The organism is Candidatus Tisiphia endosymbiont of Dioctria linearis, from assembly GCF_964026545.1.
Classification (GTDB): Bacteria; Pseudomonadota; Alphaproteobacteria; order Rickettsiales; family Rickettsiaceae; genus Tisiphia.
This window is the reverse complement of sequence record NZ_OZ032156.1, coordinates 1,178,684-1,203,997: the sequence shown is the minus strand read 5'-3', so window position 1 is coordinate 1,203,997 and position 25,314 is coordinate 1,178,684. Positions and strand designations below refer to the sequence as shown.

At 33.1% G+C, this 25,314-nt stretch carries 24 protein-coding genes, 1 tRNA gene and 2 pseudogenes; 12 read left to right on the top strand and 15 right to left on the bottom strand.

The window, feature by feature from the left end; all coding sequences use genetic code 11:
- The first annotated feature begins 1 nt into the window (after position 1).
- From AAGD42_RS05855 to AAGD42_RS05835, 5 genes are all read left to right on the top strand, one after another.
- On the top strand, positions 2-664 hold the full coding sequence (locus AAGD42_RS05855; RefSeq protein WP_341752602.1) for an HdaA/DnaA family protein: 663 nt from the start codon (positions 2-4) through the stop codon (positions 662-664).
- Positions 665-770: 106 nt separating this feature from the next.
- Positions 771-2,189 carry a sigma-54 dependent transcriptional regulator gene (locus AAGD42_RS05850; RefSeq protein WP_341752601.1) on the top strand — a complete coding sequence of 473 codons (1,419 nt, stop codon included), beginning with the start codon at positions 771-773 and terminating at the stop codon, positions 2,187-2,189.
- Positions 2,173-2,751 (top strand): biotin transporter BioY, encoded by a 579-nt coding sequence (locus AAGD42_RS05845; protein WP_341752600.1) that lies wholly within the window; start codon positions 2,173-2,175, stop codon positions 2,749-2,751. The genes AAGD42_RS05850 and AAGD42_RS05845 overlap by 17 nt, the downstream gene beginning before the upstream one ends.
- A 123-nt stretch (positions 2,752-2,874) precedes the next feature.
- Positions 2,875-3,444 (top strand): biotin transporter BioY, encoded by a 570-nt coding sequence (locus tag AAGD42_RS05840; RefSeq protein ID WP_341752599.1) that lies wholly within the window; start codon positions 2,875-2,877, stop codon positions 3,442-3,444.
- Positions 3,434-5,506: a pentapeptide repeat-containing protein gene (locus AAGD42_RS05835; protein ID WP_341752598.1), complete on the top strand. Its 2,073-nt coding sequence runs from the start codon at positions 3,434-3,436 to the stop codon at positions 5,504-5,506. Before AAGD42_RS05840 ends, AAGD42_RS05835 begins: the two co-directional genes overlap by 11 nt.
- Positions 5,507-5,673: 167 nt before the next feature.
- Here AAGD42_RS05835 and AAGD42_RS05830 read toward each other — a convergent pair whose 3' ends face one another.
- On the bottom strand, positions 5,674-5,901 hold the full coding sequence (locus AAGD42_RS05830; protein WP_341752597.1) for a transposase: 228 nt from the start codon (positions 5,899-5,901) through the stop codon (positions 5,674-5,676).
- Positions 5,902-6,388: 487 nt separating this feature from the next.
- Here AAGD42_RS05830 and AAGD42_RS05825 point away from each other — a divergent pair, with 487 nt between their 5' ends.
- From AAGD42_RS05825 to AAGD42_RS05815, 3 genes and pseudogenes are all read left to right on the top strand, one after another.
- Positions 6,389-6,763 (top strand): helix-turn-helix domain-containing protein, encoded by a 375-nt coding sequence (locus AAGD42_RS05825; protein WP_341750987.1) that lies wholly within the window; start codon positions 6,389-6,391, stop codon positions 6,761-6,763.
- 383 nt (positions 6,764-7,146) lie between these two features.
- A complete protein-coding gene (locus AAGD42_RS05820; RefSeq protein ID WP_341752596.1) occupies positions 7,147-7,875 on the top strand; it encodes an outer membrane protein in 729 nt (242 codons plus the stop codon).
- A gap of 101 nt (positions 7,876-7,976) precedes the next feature.
- A pseudogene (locus tag AAGD42_RS05815) lies at positions 7,977-9,533 on the top strand (methyltransferase regulatory domain-containing protein); the annotation flags it as partial.
- A 322-nt stretch (positions 9,534-9,855) separates the two neighbouring features.
- Here the strand turns inward: AAGD42_RS05815 and cydB are convergent.
- The 9 genes from cydB to cysS all read right to left on the bottom strand — a co-directional run bounded on the left by cydB (position 9,856) and on the right by cysS (position 19,971).
- Complete coding sequence (cydB, locus tag AAGD42_RS05810; RefSeq protein WP_341752595.1) at positions 9,856-10,875, bottom strand: cytochrome d ubiquinol oxidase subunit II; 1,020 nt, start codon at positions 10,873-10,875, stop codon at positions 9,856-9,858.
- Positions 10,868-12,250, bottom strand: coding sequence for a cytochrome ubiquinol oxidase subunit I (locus AAGD42_RS05805; RefSeq protein WP_341752594.1), 1,383 nt, complete (start codon positions 12,248-12,250; stop codon positions 10,868-10,870). The genes cydB and AAGD42_RS05805 overlap by 8 nt, the downstream gene beginning before the upstream one ends.
- A 260-nt stretch (positions 12,251-12,510) precedes the next feature.
- Positions 12,511-12,660, bottom strand: coding sequence for a type II toxin-antitoxin system Phd/YefM family antitoxin (locus AAGD42_RS05800; protein WP_341752593.1), 150 nt, complete (start codon positions 12,658-12,660; stop codon positions 12,511-12,513).
- Positions 12,661-12,818: 158 nt separating this feature from the next.
- The gene (locus AAGD42_RS05795) at positions 12,819-14,363 is read right to left on the bottom strand and encodes a glycoside hydrolase TIM-barrel-like domain-containing protein (protein WP_341752592.1); all 1,545 of its coding nucleotides are present in this window, start codon (positions 14,361-14,363) and stop codon (positions 12,819-12,821) included.
- Positions 14,336-15,508 carry a hypothetical protein gene (locus AAGD42_RS05790; protein WP_341752591.1) on the bottom strand — a complete coding sequence of 391 codons (1,173 nt, stop codon included), beginning with the start codon at positions 15,506-15,508 and terminating at the stop codon, positions 14,336-14,338. The genes AAGD42_RS05795 and AAGD42_RS05790 overlap by 28 nt, the downstream gene beginning before the upstream one ends.
- Positions 15,509-15,756: 248 nt before the next feature.
- Positions 15,757-16,689 carry a translation elongation factor Ts gene (gene tsf / locus AAGD42_RS05785; RefSeq protein WP_341752590.1) on the bottom strand — a complete coding sequence of 311 codons (933 nt, stop codon included), beginning with the start codon at positions 16,687-16,689 and terminating at the stop codon, positions 15,757-15,759.
- 301 nt (positions 16,690-16,990) lie between these two features.
- Entirely contained in the window at positions 16,991-17,878 is an 888-nt protein-coding gene (rpsB, locus tag AAGD42_RS05780; RefSeq protein ID WP_341752589.1) for a 30S ribosomal protein S2, read from the bottom strand.
- 392 nt (positions 17,879-18,270) lie between these two features.
- Entirely contained in the window at positions 18,271-18,492 is a 222-nt protein-coding gene (locus AAGD42_RS05775) for a hypothetical protein (protein ID WP_341750732.1), read from the bottom strand.
- Positions 18,493-18,588: 96 nt separating this feature from the next.
- On the bottom strand, positions 18,589-19,971 hold the full coding sequence (gene cysS, locus AAGD42_RS05770; protein ID WP_341752588.1) for a cysteine--tRNA ligase: 1,383 nt from the start codon (positions 19,969-19,971) through the stop codon (positions 18,589-18,591).
- Positions 19,972-20,071: 100 nt separating this feature from the next.
- Here cysS and rodA point away from each other — a divergent pair, with 100 nt between their 5' ends.
- The 3 genes from rodA (at position 20,072) to AAGD42_RS05755 (ending at position 22,461) form a co-directional block, all read left to right on the top strand.
- The gene (gene rodA / locus AAGD42_RS05765) at positions 20,072-21,172 is read left to right on the top strand and encodes a rod shape-determining protein RodA (protein WP_341753407.1); all 1,101 of its coding nucleotides are present in this window, start codon (positions 20,072-20,074) and stop codon (positions 21,170-21,172) included.
- A gap of 74 nt (positions 21,173-21,246) precedes the next feature.
- Positions 21,247-21,321, top strand: a tRNA-Asn gene (locus tag AAGD42_RS05760).
- 159 nt (positions 21,322-21,480) lie between these two features.
- Positions 21,481-22,461 carry an IS5 family transposase gene (locus AAGD42_RS05755; protein ID WP_341752587.1) on the top strand — a complete coding sequence of 327 codons (981 nt, stop codon included), beginning with the start codon at positions 21,481-21,483 and terminating at the stop codon, positions 22,459-22,461.
- Between the two features lie 176 nt (positions 22,462-22,637).
- Here AAGD42_RS05755 and AAGD42_RS07170 read toward each other — a convergent pair.
- The 4 genes and pseudogenes from AAGD42_RS07170 to AAGD42_RS05740 all read right to left on the bottom strand — a co-directional run.
- Positions 22,638-22,706, bottom strand: a pseudogene (locus tag AAGD42_RS07170) (type II toxin-antitoxin system mRNA interferase toxin, RelE/StbE family); the annotation flags it as partial.
- 90 nt (positions 22,707-22,796) lie between these two features.
- Positions 22,797-22,997 carry a hypothetical protein gene (locus tag AAGD42_RS05750; RefSeq protein ID WP_410521053.1) on the bottom strand — a complete coding sequence of 67 codons (201 nt, stop codon included), beginning with the start codon at positions 22,995-22,997 and terminating at the stop codon, positions 22,797-22,799.
- A gap of 26 nt (positions 22,998-23,023) precedes the next feature.
- Entirely contained in the window at positions 23,024-23,545 is a 522-nt protein-coding gene (locus AAGD42_RS05745) for an IS630 family transposase (RefSeq protein WP_341749620.1), read from the bottom strand.
- Entirely contained in the window at positions 23,509-23,880 is a 372-nt protein-coding gene (locus tag AAGD42_RS05740; RefSeq protein WP_341749594.1) for a helix-turn-helix domain-containing protein, read from the bottom strand. Before AAGD42_RS05740 ends, AAGD42_RS05745 begins: the two co-directional genes overlap by 37 nt.
- A gap of 204 nt (positions 23,881-24,084) precedes the next feature.
- On the opposite strand from AAGD42_RS05740, the gene AAGD42_RS05735 reads away from it, so the two are divergent.
- Positions 24,085-24,636 carry a GNAT family N-acetyltransferase gene (locus AAGD42_RS05735; RefSeq protein ID WP_341752585.1) on the top strand — a complete coding sequence of 184 codons (552 nt, stop codon included), beginning with the start codon at positions 24,085-24,087 and terminating at the stop codon, positions 24,634-24,636.
- Positions 24,637-24,771: 135 nt separating this feature from the next.
- On the opposite strand, the gene AAGD42_RS05730 is transcribed toward AAGD42_RS05735, so the two are convergent.
- The gene (locus tag AAGD42_RS05730) at positions 24,772-25,062 is read right to left on the bottom strand and encodes a transposase (protein WP_341752584.1); all 291 of its coding nucleotides are present in this window, start codon (positions 25,060-25,062) and stop codon (positions 24,772-24,774) included.
- Between the last annotated feature and the right edge of the window lie 252 nt (positions 25,063-25,314).

Below are 25,314 nucleotides of genomic sequence, written 5' to 3'. Positions count from 1 at the left end.
GATGAGAGATTCCCAACAATATGTATTACCATTATTTGGTAATGATCGATATGTTCTAGATAATTTTATTAATTCACCTTCTAATCAAATCGCATACAATTCAATAAAAAACTGGTCGAGAATTTGGGGCAGTAAACCCTATGAGTTTACAATTTTGCTTTATGGGTCTCCTTCCTCTGGTAAAACATATCTTAGTAAAATATGGCAAAATTTGTCGAATGCATTTTTTATAAAAAAAGATTCAGATATACTTAGTACAGAGCATGTTATGAAGTATAATGCTTTTATTATGGAAGATATAGAATTTTGGCAGGAAAAGAAGGCTCTCCATTGTTTTAATTTAATAAGTGAGTATCGTAAATATTTGTTGATGACTACAGGAAGTTTAGCTAATAATTTTGCATTACAGGATTTATCCTCAAGAATCAATTCTGTTTTAAGATTAGAAATAAAACAGCCAGATGATGAATTGATGAGCAAATTAATTTTTAAGTATTTTTCTGATCAATCGGTTAAGGTATCTGACTGTGTAATTGGATATTTATTAATTAATTTGCCAAGGCAATTTGATCAAATGATAAAATTATTAGGGGCAATAACGCATTATGCATTAGTGCATAAGCGAGCTGTTACTATCTCTCTTATAAAACATGTACTTAAATAGGAAAATTGTATAGTTTTGATTATGTGGTAAAAATGTTATAAAAATTAGTTGATTTCTTTTATATTAGCTATTAACCTATAATTTCAATAATTAGTTTTAGGAAAAATTGATGTCTATAGATGTTCTTGTGGTTGATGATGAAGCAGATATTAGAGATTTAGTCTCAGATATTTTAAAAGAGGAGGGTTTTACTACCAAAACTGCTGCTAATAGCATGCAGGCTTTAAAAATACTTCATGAAAAAACCCCCTCAGCAATTATTTTAGATATTTGGCTGCAGGGTAGCGAGCTTGATGGACTTGGGGTTCTGGAGATAGTAAAAAAACGTTACCCGCTAATGCCTGTGATAGTTATCAGCGGGCATGGTACTATTGAAACTGCAGTAAATGCTATCAAAATGGGGGCCTATGATTATCTAGAAAAACCGTTTAGTCATGATAAGCTAGTGATCTTGTTAAAAAGAGCCTGTGAGGCAACTAAGTTAAAGCGTGAGAATCTTGATCTAAAATCAAAGGTTATTAATAAAACTGAGCTTATAGGTAACTCTCACATTACCGCCAAACTTAAGTCTGATATTGAAAAAGCTGCTTTAGCTACTAGTAGAGTATTTATTCAAGGCAAAATTGGTAGTGGTAAAGAACTAGCTGCTCGGTTAATTCATAAGAAATCAAAAAGGGCTAGTGGATCTTTCGTAATCTTTAGTCCAGTATGTATGGATCCTGACCGTATTCATCAAGAATTATTTAAGGGAATAGATAACCAGGATATTAGACGTCCTTCGATATTAGAAATAGCAAATAATGGCACTTTGTACATAGATGAAATTAGTGGTTTACCAATTTCGGCACAAGTACAATTACTTAAATTTTTGCAAGACCAAATGTTTCATAAGCCAGGAAGTAAACCAATAAAACTAGATATAAGGTTTATTGCTGCAACTTCTAAGACTATACAAAAAGAAATAAGTAAAGGTGAAGTTTTGGAGGATTTATATCATCGATTAAACGTTATTTCCCTAAAAATTCCATCTTTATATGAGAGAAAGGATGATATGTCTGCATTAGTGAAGTATTTTGTTAAGCAACTTTCTAAGTTTTCTGGTTTAAAAACACGTGAGTTTTCTGATGAAACAATTGCCGCTTTTCAAGTTTATAGTTGGCCAGGTAATATAAGGCAATTACGTAATGTAATAGAGTGGACTTTAATTATGAATCCGTTATCTTCAAATAATAATCAAGTGATAAAACCAACTATGATACCACCAGAAATTTTAGTTAATGGTTCTAGTCCTGCAAAGCAGGAAGATAATGTTGATATAATGATCATGCCGTTAAGAGAGGCAAGGGAGGTTTTTGAAAAACAATATTTAGCTGCTCAGATGCATAGGTTTAATAATAATATTTCTAAGACCTCAGCCTTTGTAGGTATGGAACGTTCAGCATTACATCGCAAATTGAAATTACTCAATTTACATATTCCTAGTAATAAATTTAATGACGAGGATTTTTATGACAATTATGAATAAAACAACTTTACCAAGCTCGATAGTGAATAACTATCTGTTAATTGCTAAAGTAATAATGGGGGTAGCAGCTCTTTTTGCTGGGGCACAAATTGTTATTCCTATCCAGCCAGTAGTAATAAACATGCAAACTGTAGTGATTTGTATTATTGCTGTTACTTATAGCCCAAGACTTAGTTTTGCTACGGTTTTAGCTTATATTACAATTCGTGTGATAGGGCTACCAATATTTGCGCTATCAAGTGGATTACATGTTTTGCTTGGTGCAACAGGTGGTTATCTGATAGGATTTTTAATTGCAACTCCTGTGATGGGTATACTTAACAGTAAGTTTTCTGAAAGATTTACTGGAACATACTCACGTCATTTGAGTATATTTTGTACTTGTCTTATAGGGCATCTTATAATTTACTTTTTGGGAGTTAGTTGGTTAGCAACAATTATAGGAGTTAAACAGGCTATTTATAGCGGATTTATAGTATTTATACCGAGTGGCTTAGTAAAGATGCTAATATTTTCTTCTTTATATTACTACTATATAAGAGGTAGAAAGAACACTCTTTAAAATATATATTAGTGAAAGTAATTTTATTTACCTTTGTAGGTATGGAACGTTCTGCTTTACACCGCAAATTGAAATTACTCAATTTACATATTCCTAGTAATAAATTTAATGACGAGGATTTTTATGACAATTATGAATAAAACAACTTTACCAAGCTCGATAGTGAATAACTATCTGTTAATTGCTAAAGTAATAATGGGGGTAGCAGCTCTTTTTGCTGGGTCGCAAATTGTTATTCCTATCCAGCCAGTGCCGATATCCATGCAAACTGTAGTGATTTGTATTATTGCTGTTACTTATAGCCCACGACTTAGTTTTGCTACGGTTTTAGCTTATATTACAATTGGCGTGGCAGGGCTACCAATATTTGCAAAACTATCTAGTGGATTACATGTTTTGTTTGGTACAACAGGTGGCTATCTGATAGGATTTTTAATTGCAACTCCTGTGATGGGTATACTTAATAGTAAGTTTTCTAAAGAGTTTAATAACAAATTCTTAGGAGTGTTTTTTAGCTGTCTCATTGGTCACATTATAATTTTTTCTTTGGGAGTTAGTTGGTTAGCGACAATTATAGGATTTAAACAAGCTATTTATAGCGGATTTATAATACTTATACCAAGTGGCTTAGTAAAAATCCTAATATTTTCTTCTTTATATTATTACATAAAAGGCAGGAAGAATGTCTTATAAAATATTCAAATGCTTCAAGTTATTTGAATATTTTATAGCTAATCTGATTAATATTACTCCAATCCTATGTCATTTCCACGTAGGCGGGAATCTAGAACCCACACTGAAGCAGGATGACATTAGTAACAGGGGTGGTATAGTCAATTCAGGAGAATTGAGTAGCAGAAGCGATGGAGAGACGCCTATAAGTAATAGGCAAGCATTGAGCGACAACATCACCAACTTCTCATCAATTGACTATATCATTTCCTCACTAATAAACATTAGTTTGCTACGGATAAATACTACTCGGATTAGCTATAAGCTAAAATCCTTGATTCTAGCTTCGCTTTTAGTCCTTACCGGATGTTCAGATTCTTCAAGAAATGCAGATGGTTTGTTATCTAATAGTCAAAGTCTTGTTATTAGGAATTATATAGCAGAGCAGAATAAAAATAAGCTACCAGTAAATATTAAAAATAAATTTGGTGCAAATCTTAGGGGGTTAAAGTTAGTAGGTGTTAAACTAACAAATGAGGATCTTTCTGGTGTTGACTTAAGTTTTTGCGAAATATCACGAGTAGATTTTTCAGGAACAAATTTTGAGAATGCAATTTTAACAAAATCTATAATTCAAGAAAGTGATCTTTCTAATACTATATTAAAAAATATATCAGCTTATGGTGCAGATTTTCAAGCATCGATGTTTGAGAATACTCATTTGAGAAATAGTAATCTTATTCAATCAAATCTTGAGGACACTGACTTTGTCAAAGCTAATTTAGACAATATTAATTTTGAAAATGCAAATCTTACTAGAGCTGTATTTGATGAGGCTATGATCAGTAATTCTAATTTTCAAAAAAGTAATTTAGCAAAAGGTAGTTTTAAAAAAGCAGTTATCTCAAATTCTATTTTTTATGGTACAGATTTACGGCAAATATTAGCTAATTACCTCAATATGACTAATTGTTATTGTGAATCTGTGGATCTAACTGGGGTGGACTTTACTGGAGCGGTGATTAGCAATTCAGATTTTACTCATGCTATTATTAATCAAGCTCAATTAAAAAATATAAAGCTTACTAACTCGTTATTTTCTTTCTCTTCTTTTCAGTCTGCGGATTTTACCAACACAATTATTGAAAGTTGTAATTTTAAGAATACCAATTTTAATAATGTACAATTAAAGCAAGTACAAATTCAAAATAGTGTGATGGATAATGCTCATTTTAATGACACTAACATAAAGGATTTATCAATAAAAAATTGTAATAGCATTTTGCTTAAGTTAAATAAAATTAATATTGATAATGTTGATATTGAGAATAGTAATCTTACTGGCATATTATTGAATAATAGCTATGTCAAGCAAGCAACTATTATTAATTCTGATTTGACCAATAGTGAATTAATAAACTCTAATTTCTCTGCTACTAAATTTAATACGGTAAATTTTACTAAAGCACTGATACAAAATACTGTTTTAAATGGGATAAAATTTGTTGATAGCCATTTTTATCAGATAGCTATCATAAATTCAGATTTATCAGAAGTCATTTTTGATAGTTCGCCAATCATAAACTCTCAATTAAATAATGTGAGATATAAAGATAATAATTTTATTAATTCAGATTTCAATAGAAATATTGTATTAAATAGTCAGGACTTTTATAAGTTTAAATCAGTAAATACTATATATTATATAAAAGATTTAGAGCAGGTGAAAGATTTATCAAATATCAATTTACAAGGTTTAAATTTGTCAGGTCTGGCATTTAACCAAACTATTTTCTCAGGCTCTGTTCTTAAAGGTATCGATTTATCTAATGCTATAATCCAGAATTGTATATTACAAAATACTGATCTAACTATGGCAAATCTAAGTAACACAGATTTTAGCAAATCATCTCTTATTGGGAGCAATTTAGAATCTGCTAAACTTTATAATACAAATTTTAATGATACTGATTTAACAAATGTTAATTTTATTAGAGCTTTTGTTAGTAAAATATCTTTAGTTAATGCAAAGCTGGATGGCACCAAAGGTCTTGATGGTCAGGGCAGTAAAAATATAGAATAACTATTGTAAACAATTATTAGGGAATTTTTACTTACTATGGCTCTGTGAACAAAATTTAAATTACTAGATTTCGACTCTTTTTAGCTGCAAATTATAAGATTTTTTTGAAATAGAACTAACTATTCCGGCAAAAATATTATTAATTTTCGCTTAAAAATACTCAAAATCTAAACAATTAAAATTTTGTCAACAGAACCTAGTATTTTATCGACACCAACATTACTATTATCAAAAAACCTGTATGTCGCTTTAGTCTCATGCCACCCCCTAAAGCTGCCATTAATACTACTGCTCGGTCTATCAGAAAATTGCGATAAAATTTTCTTGAACCGTGTGTTTAATCTCTCATCTCCCAAATCTACACATTCTACTTCACTTTCTACCCATTTATTCATATCAATACCAACTTTATGATTTCCTTAGCTGATATTATTACACTATTCCCCCCTCTTGCAACTTGTGGGTAAAGATATGACTCAAATGTACGTGAGGAGCAGAGTACCGGTATCACGCACAAATTACCAGCAAAAGTAGAGTTTTGCAAGAGGTCTATTGATGTTTTTATGCTATTGTGACACTTATATAACAAAAATTGTAGGGTACTATGCTTAAAAAATCCAATAAAAATAAAATTATAATTTACAAGATAGGTAAGTATCTATAAGATCATTATGATTATATAAAAGTTAAATAATATTAAGTATTACTTGTATGTAAAAGAACAATATATCGCTATTTACTGATAGTGGATTAGTTTATATGGCAATAAACCTATTTTAATTGTTGCCTTTCTAGGTTAGATAATATATGACAGTAATCTTTGCATTTGTTAATAATATATATTTGCAAAAATTTAATAATTCATTCATAAGGGAGTTAATTATGGCACGAAAGAATGACTTTATCGAAAAAGCTGACAAATTTATAGGTGAGAAGATCTATTCTTTAAGGCTTGCCAAGGGATTGTCGCGTCAACAACTTGCAAGGGTAATAGTAGTAACACATCAGCAGTTACAAAAATATGAGAAGGGTGTCAATAGAATACCAATGGGTAGGCTAATTCTTATTGCTAAAGCACTAGAAAAAAATATCGATTATTTTTATAATGGTTTAGAAGAGGCTGATAATGTTGAACCTGTACATACTCAACATCAGCGTATGTGTATAGAAGTATCAAGGAATTTTATGAAAATTCGTAACCCTGCACATCAACAAGCTGTTAATGCATTGATACGCTCTTTGATTAAAGAAGATTAGGTAAAATAAAACAGAATGAAAATATTGTAAGATTAAATAGATATCTAAACAATTTAGTGAGCGTTCACGGAAAAAAGTTAAAGTACAAAACGTCATTGCGAGAAGCTACTTTAGTAGCATTGACGCAATCCATTCTTGGTCATTTTATGGATTGCCGCATCGCCGTAAAGCGGTTCCTCGCTAATAGACGCTTGGCGAGCAGATTTTTTATTTATCATAAGAAAATAGCAAAAAACCGTGAACGCTTACCTTCTGGCATTTTTTATCCCGATGATCGTGTTATGTAATTTACAAAACCATAATTAGGCTGCAAAAAATTTTTTATATTGACCTATCAGTGGATGGTTATATAATTCACGGTTTCTATAAAGATAAAATGTATAATGAATAAATTACCAAAAATATTATCTATAATTTGTATATATTTCTTGTTTTTTACCAAAGCTCAGGCAGATGAGATTGAGGCTGATCAGAGATTTTTTTATATTGGGGCGGAAGCCAGCATAGTAGAGCCGGTGGTGAAGAAATTTCGCCATGATTCGGGTACTGACTTTACCTTAAAAAGGTCTAAGATGTATAGCGGTAAGATTGGTTACAGCTTTTATCCGCAAATGGCTATTGAGTTTTCAGCAACGCATCATCCACAATACCAGCTAAATTATGTTTTACCCAAACAAGAGGTTGCCGGTTTAATTATACCACAAACTCCAGGCACCACTAAGATAATTTCCAATTTATATATGCTTAATATTGTATATGATTTTGACAAAATTAAAGAAATAACTCCTTTTATCATATTAGGTGCTGGAATCGCCCAAGTAAAAGTTAGCTCTGCTTCCTCTCGTTGGAACTTAATGGATGTAGAGTATTTTAGAATTAGAAATACTCGTAGTAATTGTTTTGCTTGGCAAGTAGGTCTTGGACTTTCTAAGGAGTTATCTAGTAATTTTAGCATTGATATAGCAGTAAAATTACAAGCTGCTCATTCAATAAAGATTAATTATGATACTTTAGATATGAAAACCCAGCAATTTATACCAGCGACTCCTATCAAAAAAACTATAGGGGTTGGAGAATTTGGTATAGGATTTACTTATAGATTACCAATTTAATGTAAAAAGACTATTAGTGCATTAAGTTTTTTAGTATATAATGCATTTAAATTTAGTGTGGAGAACATATGACTACTAATTTAGAGCTTACCTCAGCTCCTCATAATACATACGATGAACTACCTTATGAAAGCTATCCGTATGCTTTAACCGATCCGTACCACCTACAAACACTTGCTGTGTTATTTGGTATGAAACCACCGGCTGTTGAAACTGCTCGAGTTTTGGAGCTAGGATGTGCTGCAGGCGGTAATTTAATACCTCATGCTGTTAATTATCCTAAAGCACACTTTATTGGAGTCGATCTATCTAAAGTACAAATAGATGAAGCTAATAAACATAAAGAAGGATTAAATCTTAAAAATATAGAATTCCGACATTGTTCTATTACAGATATTGATGAATCATTTGGTAAATTTGATTATATAATTTGTCATGGGGTAATCTCTTGGGTGCCAAAATTTGTTCAGGATAAAATTTTTGAAGTAGGTAATAAAAATTTATCAGATAATGGTATTGTGTATATTAGTTATAATACCTTACCCGGCTGGAATATGATTCGTACTATAAGAGATATGATGCTTTATCACTCAAATACCTTTAATAACATTCAAGATAAAATTGCTCAATCTAGATTATTACTTGAATTCATTAATGATAGCTTGGAAGCTTCCAACTCTCCTTATGCTCAAGTGTTACAAACTGAAGCTAGTTTGCTTGCCAAACAAAATGATCATTATTTGCGTCATGACCATTTAGAAGAAGATAATGTACAATATTATTTTCATGAGTTTATGGATGAGGCTAAAAAAAATAATCTACAATATCTGTCTGATTGTAGTGTCTCTACCATGTATTTAGGAAATATGCCAGCAAAAGCAGTGGAAAAATTACAAGCAATAAATGATATTGTTAGAACAGAACAATATATGGATTTCATTACCAATCGTCGATTTAGGTCGACCTTACTTTGCCATAATAGTGTTAAATTAAATAGGTCTATCAATAACGAAGATATTACTAAATTTAATATGACATTTAATATAGTGCCAGAAAAGCCTTTTGTTGATATAGATCTTAATTCACTTGAACCAGAGAAATTTTTTTATAATGGTAATAAGGATAATAGTTTATCAACATCTTCTCCTTATATGAAAGCGGTACTCTATACTTTCTCTGAGAATATCAATAACCCGATGAGTTTTGATAAAATTGCTGTAAGTAGTAATAAAAAGTTGCATGGAGCAAAATTGAATGAAATAAAGACTGAACTTTTAGCTAACGCCATGAAATTAGTATTACAAGGATATATTAATATAACATTACATAATACTAGGAAGGAAGTAAATCTTGATAAACCTAAAGCATCAAAGCTTATTTCATATCAGGTAACTCATACATCCAATATGTGGGTAACAAACCAAAGACATGAAGTGGTAGCTATCAATCTTTTTGAGAAATTTGCTCTACGATATATGGACGGTAAGCACGACCACAAGCAAATAATTGAATCAGTCATGCAGCATGTTACTTCTGGTGAGATGACCTTAAGCCGAGATGGTAATAAAATAGAGAATATTGATGAAATCAATAAAGAATTAGCATCATTCTTGCAGCCTACATTAACTAAGTTTGTCGCTAATGCTTTGCTGATTTAAAGATAGGATAGTGCTAGGTTCTGTGAACAAAATTTTAATTGTCTAGATTTCGAGTGTTTTTAAGCAAAAATTAATAAGATTTTTGCAGGAATAGTGTATCTATTTCAAAAAAATCTTATAATTTGCAGCTAAAAAGAGTCGAAATCTAGACCCAATTAAAATTTTGTTCACAGAACCTAGTAATATTGCTTAGCCAAATATAAAAAAGATAGCTTTAATTATACAGGATAATGATAGCACAAATATTAGCCCCACTAAGTATAAAATTACAAACCAAAGCCATTGTTTGGATTTCTGAGAAATAAAAATTTTTCTCAATTTACTAATACATTGGGTGATGAGTTGATTTTCCACGGAATATATAATAACAATAAATTGTATAACCTAATATTATCGGTAAAAGTAACGCAGCTCCTACCAACATCAGAGATTGTGATTCGGCTACTGCTGCCGATTGCCATAAAGATATTTGATATGGTACGGTAAAAGGCCAAATGCTTAAAATTAGCCCTAAATAGCCCAGAGTAAAAAGTAAAACTGAGTAACAAAAAGGCTGGTATTCTTTATTTTTATAAAGAGTGGTGAATAACATAAATAAGGTAAAAATAGTTAAAATAGGAATGAATGAGAGATATGCAAAATTAGGCATAGTAAACCAAAATATACGAATTCTCTCGTTTAAAAATGGTACCCATAAACTTACTAGCCCCATAAATAACATAACATAAATTAATACATATGATGCAGATTTACGAGCCCATATTTGCGTATCTTTGTCAGTTTTCATGATCAGCCAAGTACAACCAAGCAGGGCATAACCAAATACCAGAGCAACACCGGTCATCAGAGAAAAAGGGGTGAGCCAATCAAAAGCATCGCCAGCAAATACCCTGCCATCCACTTTAACGCCTTGGATAAAAGCTCCCAGCATAATTCCCTGAAATAAGGCGGCAATGATAGAACCAAAATGGAAAGAATAATCCCATATGTAACGATCCTTTGGAGTCGCTTTAAATCTAAATTCAAAAGCTACCCCGCGGAAAATTAAGCCCAAAAGCATTGCGATAATTGGTATATAGAAGGCTGACATCAAAATTGCATAAGCCAGTGGGAACGCAACAAATAATCCACCACCACCTAAAACTAACCAAGTTTCATTACCATCCCAAAATGGTGCTATGGAATTCATCATTTTATTGCGGCAATCTTGAGTAGGAGCAAATGGAAATAATATACCAACCCCCAGATCAAAACCATCTAGTAATACATACAGAAATATTGCTATGACAATTAGTCCACCCCAAACTAAAGGTAAATCTATATAGGGTGCAAAATTAAGCATGGTTGTTGTTCTCCTCTATTGGATTTCCTAAACTGTGGAAACCGTATGTCTCTTCTTTTGTTATTATAGTAGGTCCTTTCTTTATTAAGTCTATAATATAATAAGTTGCACTGCCAAATATAAAAACATAAACTATCACAAAGGCAATTAATGAAGTAAAGATATATTGCCCTAGTACTGGTGAAGATGCTTCAGATGTTCTGATTATATTATATACTATATAAGGTTGCCTACCAATTTCCGTAACAAACCATCCGGATAGCACGGCTACAAAGCCAGTTGGCGTCATCAACATACACCAATATTGGAACCATTTAGTATCAAATAATCTTTTACGTAAATATAAGACTACGGCAATTACCCCAGTAATTATCATTAACATACCGATTCCTACCATTATTCGGAAACATAAAAATACTATTAATACCGGGGGGCGATTTTCTTTTGACCATTCTTTTAGCCCTTGTACTTCTCCATCTAAGCTATGGGTCAGTATTAAACTAGCAATTTTTGGAATATCTATCGTATATTTTGTTGTCTCTTCTTGAGCTGATGGCCAGCCAAAGACCCTAAGGGCAGCACCTTTTTCTGTATCCCAAATACCTTCCATAGCAGCAATTTTTGCAGGCTGATGTTCTAGAGTATTTAACCCGTGTTGGTCACCAATAAAAAGCTGTATTGGAGCAACAAATACTGCCATCAACATTGCCATACCAAACATGATTTTAGCATGGGCAACAAATTTTTTCTGTACAAGATACCAAGCAGCGACGCCACCAATAACAAAGGCTGTAGTTAAGTATGATGCAACAATCATATGGCAGAAACGATATGGAAATGAAGGATTAAAAATAATTTCTAACCAATTTATCGGATATAAAATATTATCGGCTCGTACTTCATAACCAGTAGGAGTTTGCATCCAGCTATTAGCTGACAGAATCCAAAAGGCAGAGATAATTGTACCAATTGCCACGATTAAAGTAGCAGCAAAATGCATTTTTTTACTAACTTTATTCCAACCAAACAACATCACTCCAAGAAAAGATGATTCCAAAAAGAAGGCAGTAAGCACTTCAAAACCGAGAAGTGGTCCAAGTACATTACCTACCTTATCAGAGAAACCTGACCAATTAGTACCAATTTGGTAAGACAGAACAACGCCGGATACTACCCCCATACCAAAGGTAATAGCAAAAATCTTAATCCAAAATTTATATATTTCTTGGTAAATATTATTGCCAGTTTTGAGCCATAACCCTTCTACTACAGCCAGCCAGCTAGCAAGACCAATTGTGAAGGACGGGAAAATTATATGGAAGCTTATAGTAAAAGCAAATTGTATACGAGATAGTAGATTAGGATCGAATTCCATATGATTATTTCAATTGATATTACAGGTGCATACGTCATTGCGAGAAGGCATAGCCGACGAAGCAATCCATTTTTGGTCATTTTTTGGATTGCATCAATACTACTAAAGTAGCTCTTCGCTAATAGACGTCTTGTTACTTTAACTTTTTTTTCGTGAACACTCTATCCACATCTTTATAGCTTTAAAAATCTTCCCAATCGGATAATTGAAAATTAATTTCTTTAGCTAATTTCCTAATTCTTATAGCTGCCATTTGGACACTAATCAATATCTTTTACGAGACTTACTGGTACTATTTTTGCAGTTACTTTACCTCTTTTGGTAATTAATATTTCTTCACCTTTGCTTGCCCGATCTAGTATTTTAGAAAAATGAGTTTTTGCATCAAAGGCTGACATTGATCTTTCCATATAACCTACTAGTTTATTATAATAGTTTTGATAAAAAAATCTATCTTTAATAATTATCGTAGGCAGCCTCCTAGTATATATAGTTAATTCAGGAGAATTTGGTGCTAGGAACGATGGAGCGACGCCTATAAGTAATAGGCGAGCGACGAGTGACGACGTCACCAACTTCTCATCAATTGACTATAACTTTCAACTTCATCGATAATTCCTTGTATTTCTACTGTTAAACGAGATAATTTCATAGAGATAATCCTAATTTGATATTGATAATTCCGATAATACAATAAGACAAAATCCCCCGGTTGATATTTGATAAAATTTGCCGGCATGATAAATCTTAAAATTTTAGTTTCAGTAGCAGCATTTTTTAGGATTAACTGCCCTAATCTTTCAGCTTCCAGATAAGATAGTATAATAGGTAGCTTTAACACTGGAATAGCTCTATGTGAAAAATTTTCACTATTTATTTGGCAAAAGCCATTATTATAATTATCATATCGATCGATGAAGTTTAGTCCTAGTTTACTGATAATGCTAGTTTTAGAAATCTCCATTTGTTCTAAATAACTATTGCTTGATAATTTAACCAATATTTTTGAACTAATATTACAGAGAGGTGAATATCCACGCTTGGCAAACTTAATTTGCTGCTGATAAGCTATGATATCAAAGAAATATATAATCCTTAGGGAGTTAATAATATCAATACAAGATAAGGCTTTGTTTAATACCAGCCCTTCTACAGATTCATCAACAGTTGATACATCAATATTGTTTAATGGAATACCGCATCTATAAGACAATTCAAGAATTATTGCCGATAAACTACAAGCCCCAAACTTATTATTCACCCAATGTCCTTTTGCCCATAAGTTACCATCTCGCCAAATATTATTATGGGGCCAAGCTGGATAAGGTCTGGCATCCCAAGTCCATAAAAACATTTGTTCGATATATTCTTGTGTTTGCCAATATTCAATAAATCCCCGTATAGCTTTACACTGAATGGAAAAATCAACTTCACCAGTAGAATATTTTGGTACTCCGCCATCAATACATAAAGGATCAAAGAATATATTAGGCTGATTAGTTGCTTTATCAATGGAAGGGAAACCAAACTCTGTAAACCAAATTTTCTTCATTTTTGGTTGCCATTCTGTTGTTATCCCATCAGGATTGCGGTGATAATTCTCCCACCAATGTCTTAAATTCTTCCAAGCATAATCTGCCGATAATTCATGTTGGCTACCATTTTCATCTATAAAGTAATCATATCCTTCACCTGATTGCCAGCCTTTAATGATTTCTTCTGGTGATATGCTGGAATTTACCGTTCTTGTTACAGGAAAATAAGCATCAATACCGACAAAATCTATATATTCTGAGGCAAATAACTTATCTAAATTATGCCATCCGTCTTTTGTATGGTGATATTCTGACCAATCTGCGGCATAAGTGACAAGTACATTGTCACCAACGATATTTTTAACTAATTTTGCTAGTTTTATCAGTTCCATAACAGCAGGAAAATTATTATGTTGATCTCTGATACTAGTTAAACCTATTAACTCAGAACCGATTACAAAACTATCAATATGATCCTTAACTAATTCAGCGTAATGCAGGATAAAATCATTATAACCTTGATCTTTATTAAAAAAATCTACTACCGAACTTACTGAACCTGTAAATGACCCCGCCATGGTTTTTGCCAAATATCCAAAAAAAACATTGGATAAAACATGATTTTAAAGTTTCTACGTTTTAATTCCTGTAAGTAACGTATGATACTCGCATCATTAACAGTACCGCCATATTTAGGAAAATTATCAGCATCTCGTGATACTAGTCTTGCTGTATCACGTAAATATTTACCAACTTGCCATTGTTCCGAATATTGGGTATGCGGATCATTAAATTCTACGGCAGGCTTAATAGTACAGCTTTTAATATCCAAACTATCACCAAACCAACACACCACTGGTGCAATCCATTTGATGTTAGGGCATATAATTTTCATTTGATCCAGGCTATAAACACTATCAGCAATGTTACGATAATTATTGGAATTTATTGGTTTTTTACTGATGATACCATCCAAGGAGTTGGTGATAATCTTATACTGCACCAGGCAATCATAAACAAATTCCCCTGAACCTGGGATAATGTCAACCGCCTCAACCAAATCCTCTACGCTTTTACTTTCAATATTATCAGGAATATTAGCTTTCCTGGTTACTTCAAAGGAGAAATTTGGTATAGAATTATTAAAATCAGCTAATGGTAGCTCTTCAAATACCGCGTAGCTTAATCCTCGAAAAGCTGGCACTTGACCTTGAGGCTCAGCTGCTGCAATTAAGGGATCGGCTATTTGTTCTTCTGATCCTAAATAAAACCTGAATTTATATTGTTCAAGATTGAATAGCTGATCATTAGCCCATACTCTACTAATTTCAGCAATTTCACCTTCACATATGCCAACTGCAAAGGATAAATAATATTCGCATTCTGTTAAATTATGTATGGCGGCAGTTCCTTGAGTATCTGATACGCCTCGCTGTGCAACGCTGGTAATTTGTACTTCCTTAATTTGGTTTGCCCAAATTATTTTACCATTGATCCTTGCCGTACCAAAGACTAACGCTATTGGATGTCCATAAACAGCTTTTGATAGAACAAAACTTTCCCTAATATTTTTAAAATGATAATATTCCTCAGGTTCATGATTTAAATATTCTAAATAATCACCTAATGCCTTACCTGCAAATCGCCCAATAGTCGATAATATCCCACCACCAAAAACACCACCTATGCTACTTCCTATGTTACCTAGAATCTGACCAAACATATTAATATCTTATATTTTTTAGTTAATATAAGATACTATATCACATAATATCTCTGCACTAAGTGTATCGACTCATTTAATTTGCAAAATAAATAAAAATCTGAATTGCCAAGTATCATTGCGAGACCATGTAATGGTCAAAGCAATCCACTTCTAATAACTTTCCTGGATTGCTTCGTCGACCTATGGTCTTCCTCGCTAATAGACGTTGACCACATATGACTTTTAAACTCCTCAGTCTCTCCTGTTTATTTTTGTATAACAGCTGCCACTTCGTCTGCAAAATTTTTATCTTCTTGTTTTATACCTTCACCTAGTTCATATCTTATAAACTGAGTAATTTTAATCGAAGCTCCTAATTCTTTTGCCGCATTATCAATAACTTGAGAAATTGTTAATTTATCATCAAATAAAAAGTTTTGTTCAAGCAAAACAACTTCTGCTAGAAACTTACGTATTCTACCTTCAACCATTTTTTCAATGATATTGTCAGGCTTACCAGAAGCTTTTGATTGTTCAAAGAGTATATCTTTTTCACGTTCAACTAAAGTCTGATCCAAACTTGATACATCTAGACTATAAGGATTATTTGCTGCTATATGGGTGGCGATTTTTTGCCCTAATTCTAGAAGTTTAGCTTTTTCTTTGCTAGTTGACTGTAAACCAACAAGGACAGAAATCTTACCTAGCCCCTCAACCACAGTGTTATGTACATAAGATGCCACCACACCTTCTGAGACCTGTAAGGCATCCACGCGACGTAGATTTAAATTTTCACCAATTGTAGCAATATTGTCTAATATTTCTTCATCAACTGATCTGCCTGTTGATGTTTTTGCTAATTTTAGTGACTGTAAATTTAGTGCTTGTAAATTACTTTGCTGCAAAGCTAATGTTGCAATATTTTTAACCAATTGCTGAAATTTATCATTTCTTGCCACAAAATCTGTTTCTGAATTTACTTCTATAATAACTCCAACATTATCTTTAATGTGTATGGCTGTTAGCCCTTCAGCAGCAACTCTATCTGATTTTTTTGCGGCAGCTGATAATCCTTTTTTTCTTAACCAATCAATAGCTGTTTCAAAGTCTCCTTTTGTTTCAAGCAAAGCCTTCTTGCAGTCCATCATTCCTGCACCAGTTCTCTCTCTTAATTGTTTTACAAGTCCAGCATTTATCATATTATTCTCCTTATTAAGGTTATAAGTTGTTTTAATTGGATTTGGGAAAGCGATGGCATACATCCCTGACTTAAGCAGGGCAGTTAAAAATCGCAGAAAAACAGTCTAAAAACCCAAAATGTCTATTAGCAAGGACGAGCATAGGTCAACTAAGCAATCCACTTCTGGTCACTTTTATGGATTGCTTTGTCGACTTACGCCTCCTCACAATGACACTAGCCGTTTTTCCTATGATTTTTAAACAGACATGACATCTTTCCACCCCGTAAGTACTCTTGTGGTTTGGAGTATACATATCTAGTTATTTTGTTGTTGTAACCACTTCTGTAATTTTCAAAGCTGTGTCAAACTCTGATTTTGCTGCCTCTTGATTATTTAACTCAGAAGTTTTAGAGAATTTCTTGGTTGGTTTTAACTTAGTAATAGCTTTGACATTGGTATTTTTTTCTTCATGAGTAGCTATGCTTCCTAAATCAACACCAGATGCAGCTAAAGCTTCTTCTATACCAGCCAGTACAGCATCGGCAAACAAGCTACAATAAAGTCTAATAGATCTGATTGCGTCATCATTACCAGGGATAGGGTGATCTATATTGTCTGGATTAGAGTTAGTATCAACAATAGCAATTATTGGAATGCCCAACTTTACTGCTTCTTGAATTGCCAAATGTTCTTTATTAGTATCAATTACCACCAGCAAGTTTGGTTTTGTTCCAATATGTCTAATACCACCTAAGGATTTAAGTAATTTATCCTTTTTACGGGTCATTTCCAATATTTCTTTTTTGGTATAAACGGAATATTCTTCTTCGTTTTCTAGAATTTTCTCAAGATTATCCAGCGTTTTTATTGAAGCAGAAATTGTTCCCCAGTTAGTTAACATACCTCCAAGCCATCTGTGGTTAACGTAATATTGCCCACATTTCTCTGTATATTCAGCTATTATATCACTAGCTTGGATTTTAGTACTGACAAATAATATTTTACCATTTTTCTTAACAGTTTCATATATTACATTGAGAGCCATTTGCATTAGGGCAGCAGTTTGTTGTAAGTCAATTACATGAATATCATCCCTGATGCCATAAATGTAAGGTGCCATTTTGGGATTCCAACGTGAGGTTTTATGACCAAAATGCACTCCGGCATCAAGTAATTCTCTGACATTAACAGCTTTTAGTTTAGACATTATTTAATCTCCTTGAAATGTTAGTTATGTACCTCTACCTAATTAGTAACAGGTACTCCTCCGCAAGAGTTGATACCAAAAAAACTGGACTAACAATTAGGCTCTTACGTGTGAATTTTGCTTATTATATTTTAAGCAAAGTTAATTATATATTTAATCAATATATTTGCAAGGAATATAGTTCTTTATCAGCAATTATACTGCTGTTTGATGACTTAAGTATCTTGATAAACATCCTTTCGATGTTTAATAGCAACAATAATAACTGTTTTTATTTCTGACTCAATATCTATATACGACACGATAATCACTCACTCTAAGGCTTCTAGCACTCAACAATAGATTTGGAATGTGTTTTTGTATAACTTCTTTTAGATAACATATTTGGTATTTTATTTCCATGCGTCATCATGATCGTAGGTTTTAACCCCGTCTCTATCAATCTTCTCAGCTACTTTACATAAATAAAATTCTTCACGCATTTCTAGTGCTTCAAGGGCTAGTTCTTGCACTAAACTTGCTACAGACTTGTGTTCTTGATGAGCTAAATAGGAAAGCAAACCTGAGGTTTTTTCTTCAAAAGTGACATTAATTTTTGGGTTTTTAGTTGCCATTATACGTACCTCTATTGAAATTCAACATAAATATAATGTAATACTTTTACATCACTTATGTCAAAGCAACAATTATAAATTCAAAAGACTCATTAATCAACCTTTTCGCCAATTAGTTAATCCATCTGGCTTATCTTCTAGAATAATGCCGTCTTGCAATAAATCTTGGCGAATTTGATCAGCTAATAGCCAATTCTTTTGTAATTTTGCTTGTTGTCGTTTGGCAATCATCTGGAGAATTAGTTCATCATTCATTTCACAGTGGAACCACCTACTCGCTGGCTTGGTCATTAGACCGATAAAATTGCTGCAAGAAAGCAAGTAGGATGCATAGGTGTATTTATCTTCTTCTTTGGTACTGGCAAAAACCAATTTGGCATAATCGTTGATTATTTTAATGGCAAGAGGGGTGTTCAGATCATCAAATAAGCTTGACCAAAATTCTTCTGGGACATTCTGAACATCAAGCTTGTTAATATCTAAATTTTCTATCGCTCTATACCAATAATTTATTGTTTTCTTAGCATCTTCTAAAGCCTTATCGTTGTAATCTAATGGTTTGCGGTAATGGCTGCTCATTAGCAATAATCTAATCACGTCACCTGGGATTTTCTTATCTATCAAATCTTTTACCGTAATAAAATTATTGAGCGACTTACTCATTTTTTCACCATTACAGGTTAGAAACCCATTATGCACCCAATATTTAGCAAAGTAAGAGTTCGGGAAAGCACAGGTACTTTGTGCTATTTCATTAGTATGATGAGGAAAAATTAAATCTGCTCCACCACCGTGAATATCAAAATTTTCTCCTAGATATTTATAGCTCATCGCTGAGCATTCTATATGCCATCCTGGTCTCCCTCTTCCCCAAGGACTATCAAAATTTGCTAATATTTCTTCATCTTTATTGGCTGGTTTCCATAAGACGAAATCATGGGGGTGCTTTTTTGATGGATTATTTTCAATACGTACTCCTTCTAGCATCTCTTCAAGATTACGATTTGATAAATTGGTATAATCTGGAGCCGTAGAAATATCAAAATAAACATGGTTATCTGCAATATAAGCATGGTTTAGGTCAAGTAATTTTTGAATAATCATAATCATATCATCAAGATGCGTGGTAGCTTTTGGCTCGATATTAGGAGACTGGCAACCTAGATATTGCATATTACAATGAAATTCTTCTGTAATTTTAGCTGTTAAGTCAGCAATAGTTATTTTGAGCTCTCTGGCTCTATTTATTATTTTGTCATCAATGTCGGTAATATTACGAACATATTTTATATGATTTTTACCAAATATTTTACTTAGTGAGCGATATAAAATATCGTATACTACTACGGACCTAGCGTTACCAATATGGGGGTGATCATAGACAGTTGGACCGCAAACATACATTTTCACTAGATTATTATCTAGCGGTACAAAAACCTCTTTATTGCGAGTTAGTGTATTATGTAATAATAATTTCATGTTCTTTATCGTTGTATCGGGTTAACTCTAAGGAGCATAATTATATAATATTTATTATTGTTTTATAGTTAATTTTTATGGATATCTACCTAAAATGTCAATTCAAAGAAATTATTTTGAAAAACTGAAAAAACTACCGATTACTTTAATTATTCTTATTAGCATAATTTGTAGTATTGGTTTTGTTGTACTATATTCCGCTTCGGATAGTAATATTCAACCTTGGGCATATAAGCAGATGATGATTTTTTTCCTGTTTATACCAATTGTGATAATTATTACGATTATTGACATAAAATATATATTTAAGTTTTCATATATATTTTATATTGCAGTTATTATCTTATTAGTTAGTGTTGAGCTTTTTGGCTCTATTGCTATGGGAGCAAAACGTTGGATAGATTTAGGAATTATCCGCTTGCAGCCTTCTGAACCGACAAAACTAGCCATAGTGTTAATGTTAGCTAGGTATTTTCATCAATTAAAAACTGATGATTTTACCAGATTTCATAAGATTTTATTGCCTATAATAGCTGTGATAGTACCAGTTTTACTGATAATAAAAGAGCCGGATTTAGGTACTGGAGTGATTACTATCATTATTGCTAGTGTTATTTTCTTTGCTGTTGGTTTTAGAGTAAGAAATTTTATGATAATTGGTATCATCGTTGTTACTTGCGTACCGATTATTTGGCAAGTGATGCATGATTATCAAAGAAAAAGAGTCATGGTTTTTTTGGATCCTGAGAAAGACCCGCTTGGAGCTGGCTATAATATTATCCAATCAAAAATCGCTATTGGCTCTGGTGGATTATGGGGTAAAGGGCTTACCAAAGGTAGTCAAAGCCATCTAAATTTTTTACCAGAGCATCAGACCGATTTTATCTTTGCTACTTTTGCTGAAGAATTTGGTTTTGTTGGTAGTTTGTTTCTATTAATTCTTTATTCGGCAATTATAGTAATTTCATTGATGATTGCTACTAATTGTCGAACAACATTTAGTAAATTGATGGTAATAGGCATAACATCGATCCTATTCAGTCATGTATTTATAAATATAGCTATGGTGATGGGATTATTACCAGTAGTGGGCGTACCTTTACCATTTATATCTTATGGTGGTACAATGATGGTATCAATGCTTATTGGCTTTGGATTAGTAATGAATGCTCAAATACACCAGCATAGTAGTAATTTTTAATTTATTTTTTAGAGGAAAAACAAGAAAACACTAGACCCTAGACAAAAGATTTGTTATAAGGGTAAGGTAAATGTTCCTCGGTAGCTCAGTGGTAGAGCAAACGGCTGTTAACCGTTCGGTCGCTGGTTCGAGTCCGGCCCGGGGAGCCATTCAAGACGAGTAGTAGTTTTTTCGAATATATCAAACGGGAAACGCGGCTTTGTTGCATGAATCGGAATTTGGAGTAAATCGAGTTTTTGAATAAATAAAAAAAGCAGTGGAAATAGTAAAGTTAAGGAGTTAAGATACCCTCTTTTTTTAAGGTAAATATGCCGAACAAACACCAAGATCCTTATCGTCATAAATTTGCCCGAGCTAAATACAAAATCAGTAATTCACGTGAGTACGATCAATCATTAAAAAATCGTGGTAGTCTAATAATTTGGTTTTCAGAGGAAGCGGTAGCAAAATGGAATAATCCCGTATCCGTACATAAGAAGCGCGGCGGTCAAGCGATCTATTCCGATCTTGCTATTGAGACATGCGTGATGCTTGGATTAGTATACAAACAGCATTTACGGCAAACCGAATGTTTTGTAGAATCGATTATAAAACTGCTGCATCTCGAGCTCAAAACGCCTGATTATACTACTATTTCAAGAAGAACAAAAAAACTTAAAGTGTCACGGCGCCGTAGGCCAAATCGTGATCCCGTAACGCTTTGCGTCGATAGTACCGGTATAAAGATTTACGGCGAGCAGGAGTGGCAGGAAGAAAAATACGCGCTGAAAGCAAGGAAATCGTGGAGAAAGCTTCATATCGCCTTTGATGAAAACGGATATATTGCAAGCTCTGAATTAACGACTCACAATATTAGTGATTATGCTACGATAGGCGCATTACTTGAGGAAATTGATAGTCCAATAGATACCGTACTAGCTGACGGAGCATATGACCAACCCTCTACATACAAAGCATTAATCGCCCATCAGAATCAACATGGTAATGAAATTCCTATAAAAGCAGTAGTACCGCCAAACTTAGGGTTCAGAGCAGAAATGCCCGATGACTCTAAATTAAGATTAGACAATATTCGTCTTATGGAACAAGGACGAAAGCGATGGCAAAAACATACCAACTACGGCAGGCGAGCCAAAGCAGAAAACGCTATCTACCGTTACAAATCAATTATAGGAAACAAATTAAAATCTAGAACTTTTTTAAACCAAAAAACCGAAAGTAAAGTAGCTGCTAATATTCTTAATATCATGACAAAACTTGGCATGCCGGATACCAAAAAATTTGCCTGATTTTTGACAAAAATTAAACAACACGTTCAAAATCTGATTCATGCAACAAAGCCTATATTGTATGTATAGGTCGTTGAGATATTGTTGTGATTCAGTGTAATGCATAGATTCTAGGTATTTATTTACAAGTAATTATACTGCATACTAATAATTGTAGCATAACTTACCCTTCAATTCTAACGTACCATCTCATGTTTACGATAAATTAATACCAAGTCAGGCTTAATGTGACAATCTCGACAATTTCTTAATTTTCAACAGGCAAATATTCCATGGTTAAGTTAATCCTTAATCATCTCAAGATTATATTTTGTGTTGCCAAGAGCAGTTTTAGATTATATCAATACCTGGGAGCTCCTCGCAACGACGTGTCGAGTGGTAAGCGCTGAAAGCTTCTTTCCATCATATTTGCCATAATGTATGCTATTATGGCATTCCTGACAAACAACCAAAGTTTTACGATTTCTAGCTATCATCCGCTTTTGCCACTCAGTTTTAATTCTTCTTTTTCGCTCAATATCTGTGAGTTTCCTTATGTTGATGTATAGTAAAAGCAGTTAAGTTATGTTACAGCAAAGAATGCACAAATGGTGTTATACAATTCTTGTGAAAGCCCGATTTTTTGTTTAATCCACCTTTTCATATTAGCCCAAAATTTCTCTATTGGATTTAGGTCAGGAGAGTAAGGTGGTAAAAATATTACCCTACATCCTACTGATTCTATTAAATCTTTAGTCTTCTTAGACTTATGAAAAGCAGCATTGTCTAAAATCACAACTTGACCAGCTATAAGCTCTTTTATCAAAAATTGCTCTACCCAATTATTAAATAGTTCGGTATTACAGGTGCCATTGAATACAAAAGGGGCTATAGATTTATTACCTACCAAACCTGCTATAATATTCGTCCTTTGGTAATACTTCCCACTCTTCTTTGCTTGTAGTGTTTGACCTTTCTTTCCCCAACCTCTATCTTGGGTAATGTTCATCTCTATTCCGCTCTCATCTATATACACAAGCGCATCTGTAGCTAGATCTTTGATATCTTCTAAATACTTACATCGCTTTTCAGCATTAGCTTCCACATAGGTAAAGGCTTTTTTTTATAACTAAATCCCAATTGTCTTAGCCAATATCTTGCCCCACTAGCGCTTATCCCAAATTTCTTACCAATATCTTCCGTTTTGCTATTAGGATTTTCTTCTACATACTTGATAAAATCATCCATTTCTATACTAGGCTTTGCTCCTTTATACTTCCTTGCTTGATAATGACCTTCTTTCTTATACCTTACATGCCATGTATTTACTGTTGTAGGGCTCAATTGAAAAACTCTAGATGCTGACCTTTGACTATTTCCTGCTTCTAGATATTTTATTACTTTTTCTCTTAAATCTATACTGTATGGGCTAGTTGACATTTTTCATTTTATATTATCACAATCACTAACATAACTCAACTGCCTTTACTATACTTCTATTTTTTTGCGAACCGCATAGCTCGCATTCTTGTGCTTTAGTACTTGATGAAGCTGTTAAAACTGAAAAATAGTATAAAAATATATTTTGAAAGTAAATACTATAAGTGTAAAATAAAACGGTAGATATATAAAAATAGTATTTAAATGAACCTTATTACATTCAGCAAAGCCCTACCGGAACATAAAGAGATGATTTTCTCATGGCTTGATGAGCCACATATGCAAGAATTTTGGGACAATAGCCAAGAACATCGTGAGGATATTATTACCTTTGTAGATGGGCGAAGAATGTCTTCGAGTTATTTTGATGGTGTCTTTACGTATTGGATCGGGTACTATGACAATACGCCTTTTTGCTTAATTATGACAGCAGAAGAGTGCATTGATCAAGAAAATTCTGAGCTTAAGAATGCTAATATCTCCAAAACTGGTAAAACTTTCAGTATCGATTTTGGTATAGGTAATAAAGATTTGCTTGGTAAAGGTCTTGCAAGTGATGCACTTACTGCATTTTGTGAATTCTTTAAGTCTGCAGTTGAACCATTGGTAGATAAATTTTTAATTGACCCCGACGAAAACAATCCGCGTGCAAAGCATGTTTATAAGAAGGCTGGTTTTAAGGAAGTAGGGAGCTTTGAAATGCAAGGGGGCTTCTTTGACGGGCATAAATCCTACCTCATGATAAGAGCCTCGTGACGCATCAATCTTTTTCATTATTTTTCTACCTGGAGTTATTTTAGTCTTTTCATGAAGCTAAGAAACGCTGAAGTCAGCTTATAAGAAGTGTGTTGAGCTAATTTATCTAGCACTTGCTGCACTTAGGGTTTATGTTTAGAACATAATATATAAACTGTAATTATGGCTAGAAGCAAAAAGATGGTTTTCTTCGTATATCCTATATCTTATATAGGCTTTGTTGCATGAATCGGAATAGATCGCTTGACCGCCGCGCTTCTTATGTACGGATACGGGATTATTCCATTTTGCTACCGCTTCCTCTGAAAACCAAATTATTAGACTACCACGATTTTTTAATGATTGATCGTACTCACGTGAATTACTGATTTTGTATTTAGCTCGGGCAAATTTATGACGATAAGGATCTTGGTGTTTGTTCGGCATATTTACCTTAAAAAAAGAGGGTATCTTAACTCCTTAACTTTACTATTTCCACTGCTTTTTTTATTTATTCAAAAACTAGATTTACTCCAAATTCCGATTCATGCAACAAAGCCCTTTTTTTCATGAGCCGACCCTAATATTACTTGCAAATTTTTTATATTAATATAGAATCCCTTAATATTGATGTATAAGTGTTTGCATCACTAATAGTTTTATGTCAAGCGTGGTTCTGAAATTGTCCACTACGGCGAG

Bases quoted from the DNA above. Each gene is read 5' to 3' on its own strand.
- AAGD42_RS05855 (WP_341752602.1), top strand. From the start codon at position 2: ATGAGAGATTCCCAACAATATGTATTACCATTATTTGGTAATGATCGA.
- AAGD42_RS05845 (WP_341752600.1), top strand. From the start codon at position 2,173: ATGACAATTATGAATAAAACAACTTTACCAAGCTCGATAGTGAATAAC.
- AAGD42_RS05840 (WP_341752599.1), top strand. From the start codon at position 2,875: ATGACAATTATGAATAAAACAACTTTACCAAGCTCGATAGTGAATAAC.
- AAGD42_RS05835 (WP_341752598.1), top strand. From the start codon at position 3,434: ATGTCTTATAAAATATTCAAATGCTTCAAGTTATTTGAATATTTTATA.
- AAGD42_RS05830 (WP_341752597.1), bottom strand. From the start codon at position 5,901: ATGAATAAATGGGTAGAAAGTGAAGTAGAATGTGTAGATTTGGGAGAT.
- AAGD42_RS05825 (WP_341750987.1), top strand. From the start codon at position 6,389: ATGGCACGAAAGAATGACTTTATCGAAAAAGCTGACAAATTTATAGGT.
- AAGD42_RS05820 (WP_341752596.1), top strand. From the start codon at position 7,147: ATGAATAAATTACCAAAAATATTATCTATAATTTGTATATATTTCTTG.
- cydB (WP_341752595.1), bottom strand. From the start codon at position 10,875: ATGCTTAATTTTGCACCCTATATAGATTTACCTTTAGTTTGGGGTGGA.
- AAGD42_RS05805 (WP_341752594.1), bottom strand. From the start codon at position 12,250: ATGGAATTCGATCCTAATCTACTATCTCGTATACAATTTGCTTTTACT.
- AAGD42_RS05800 (WP_341752593.1), bottom strand. From the start codon at position 12,660: ATGGAAAGATCAATGTCAGCCTTTGATGCAAAAACTCATTTTTCTAAA.
- AAGD42_RS05795 (WP_341752592.1), bottom strand. From the start codon at position 14,363: ATGGCGGGGTCATTTACAGGTTCAGTAAGTTCGGTAGTAGATTTTTTT.
- AAGD42_RS05790 (WP_341752591.1), bottom strand. From the start codon at position 15,508: ATGTTTGGTCAGATTCTAGGTAACATAGGAAGTAGCATAGGTGGTGTT.
- tsf (WP_341752590.1), bottom strand. From the start codon at position 16,689: ATGATAAATGCTGGACTTGTAAAACAATTAAGAGAGAGAACTGGTGCA.
- rpsB (WP_341752589.1), bottom strand. From the start codon at position 17,878: ATGTCTAAACTAAAAGCTGTTAATGTCAGAGAATTACTTGATGCCGGA.
- AAGD42_RS05775 (WP_341750732.1), bottom strand. From the start codon at position 18,492: ATGGCAACTAAAAACCCAAAAATTAATGTCACTTTTGAAGAAAAAACC.
- cysS (WP_341752588.1), bottom strand. From the start codon at position 19,971: ATGAAATTATTATTACATAATACACTAACTCGCAATAAAGAGGTTTTT.
- AAGD42_RS05755 (WP_341752587.1), top strand. From the start codon at position 21,481: ATGCCGAACAAACACCAAGATCCTTATCGTCATAAATTTGCCCGAGCT.
- AAGD42_RS05740 (WP_341749594.1), bottom strand. From the start codon at position 23,880: ATGTCAACTAGCCCATACAGTATAGATTTAAGAGAAAAAGTAATAAAA.
- AAGD42_RS05735 (WP_341752585.1), top strand. From the start codon at position 24,085: ATGAACCTTATTACATTCAGCAAAGCCCTACCGGAACATAAAGAGATG.
- AAGD42_RS05730 (WP_341752584.1), bottom strand. From the start codon at position 25,062: ATGCCGAACAAACACCAAGATCCTTATCGTCATAAATTTGCCCGAGCT.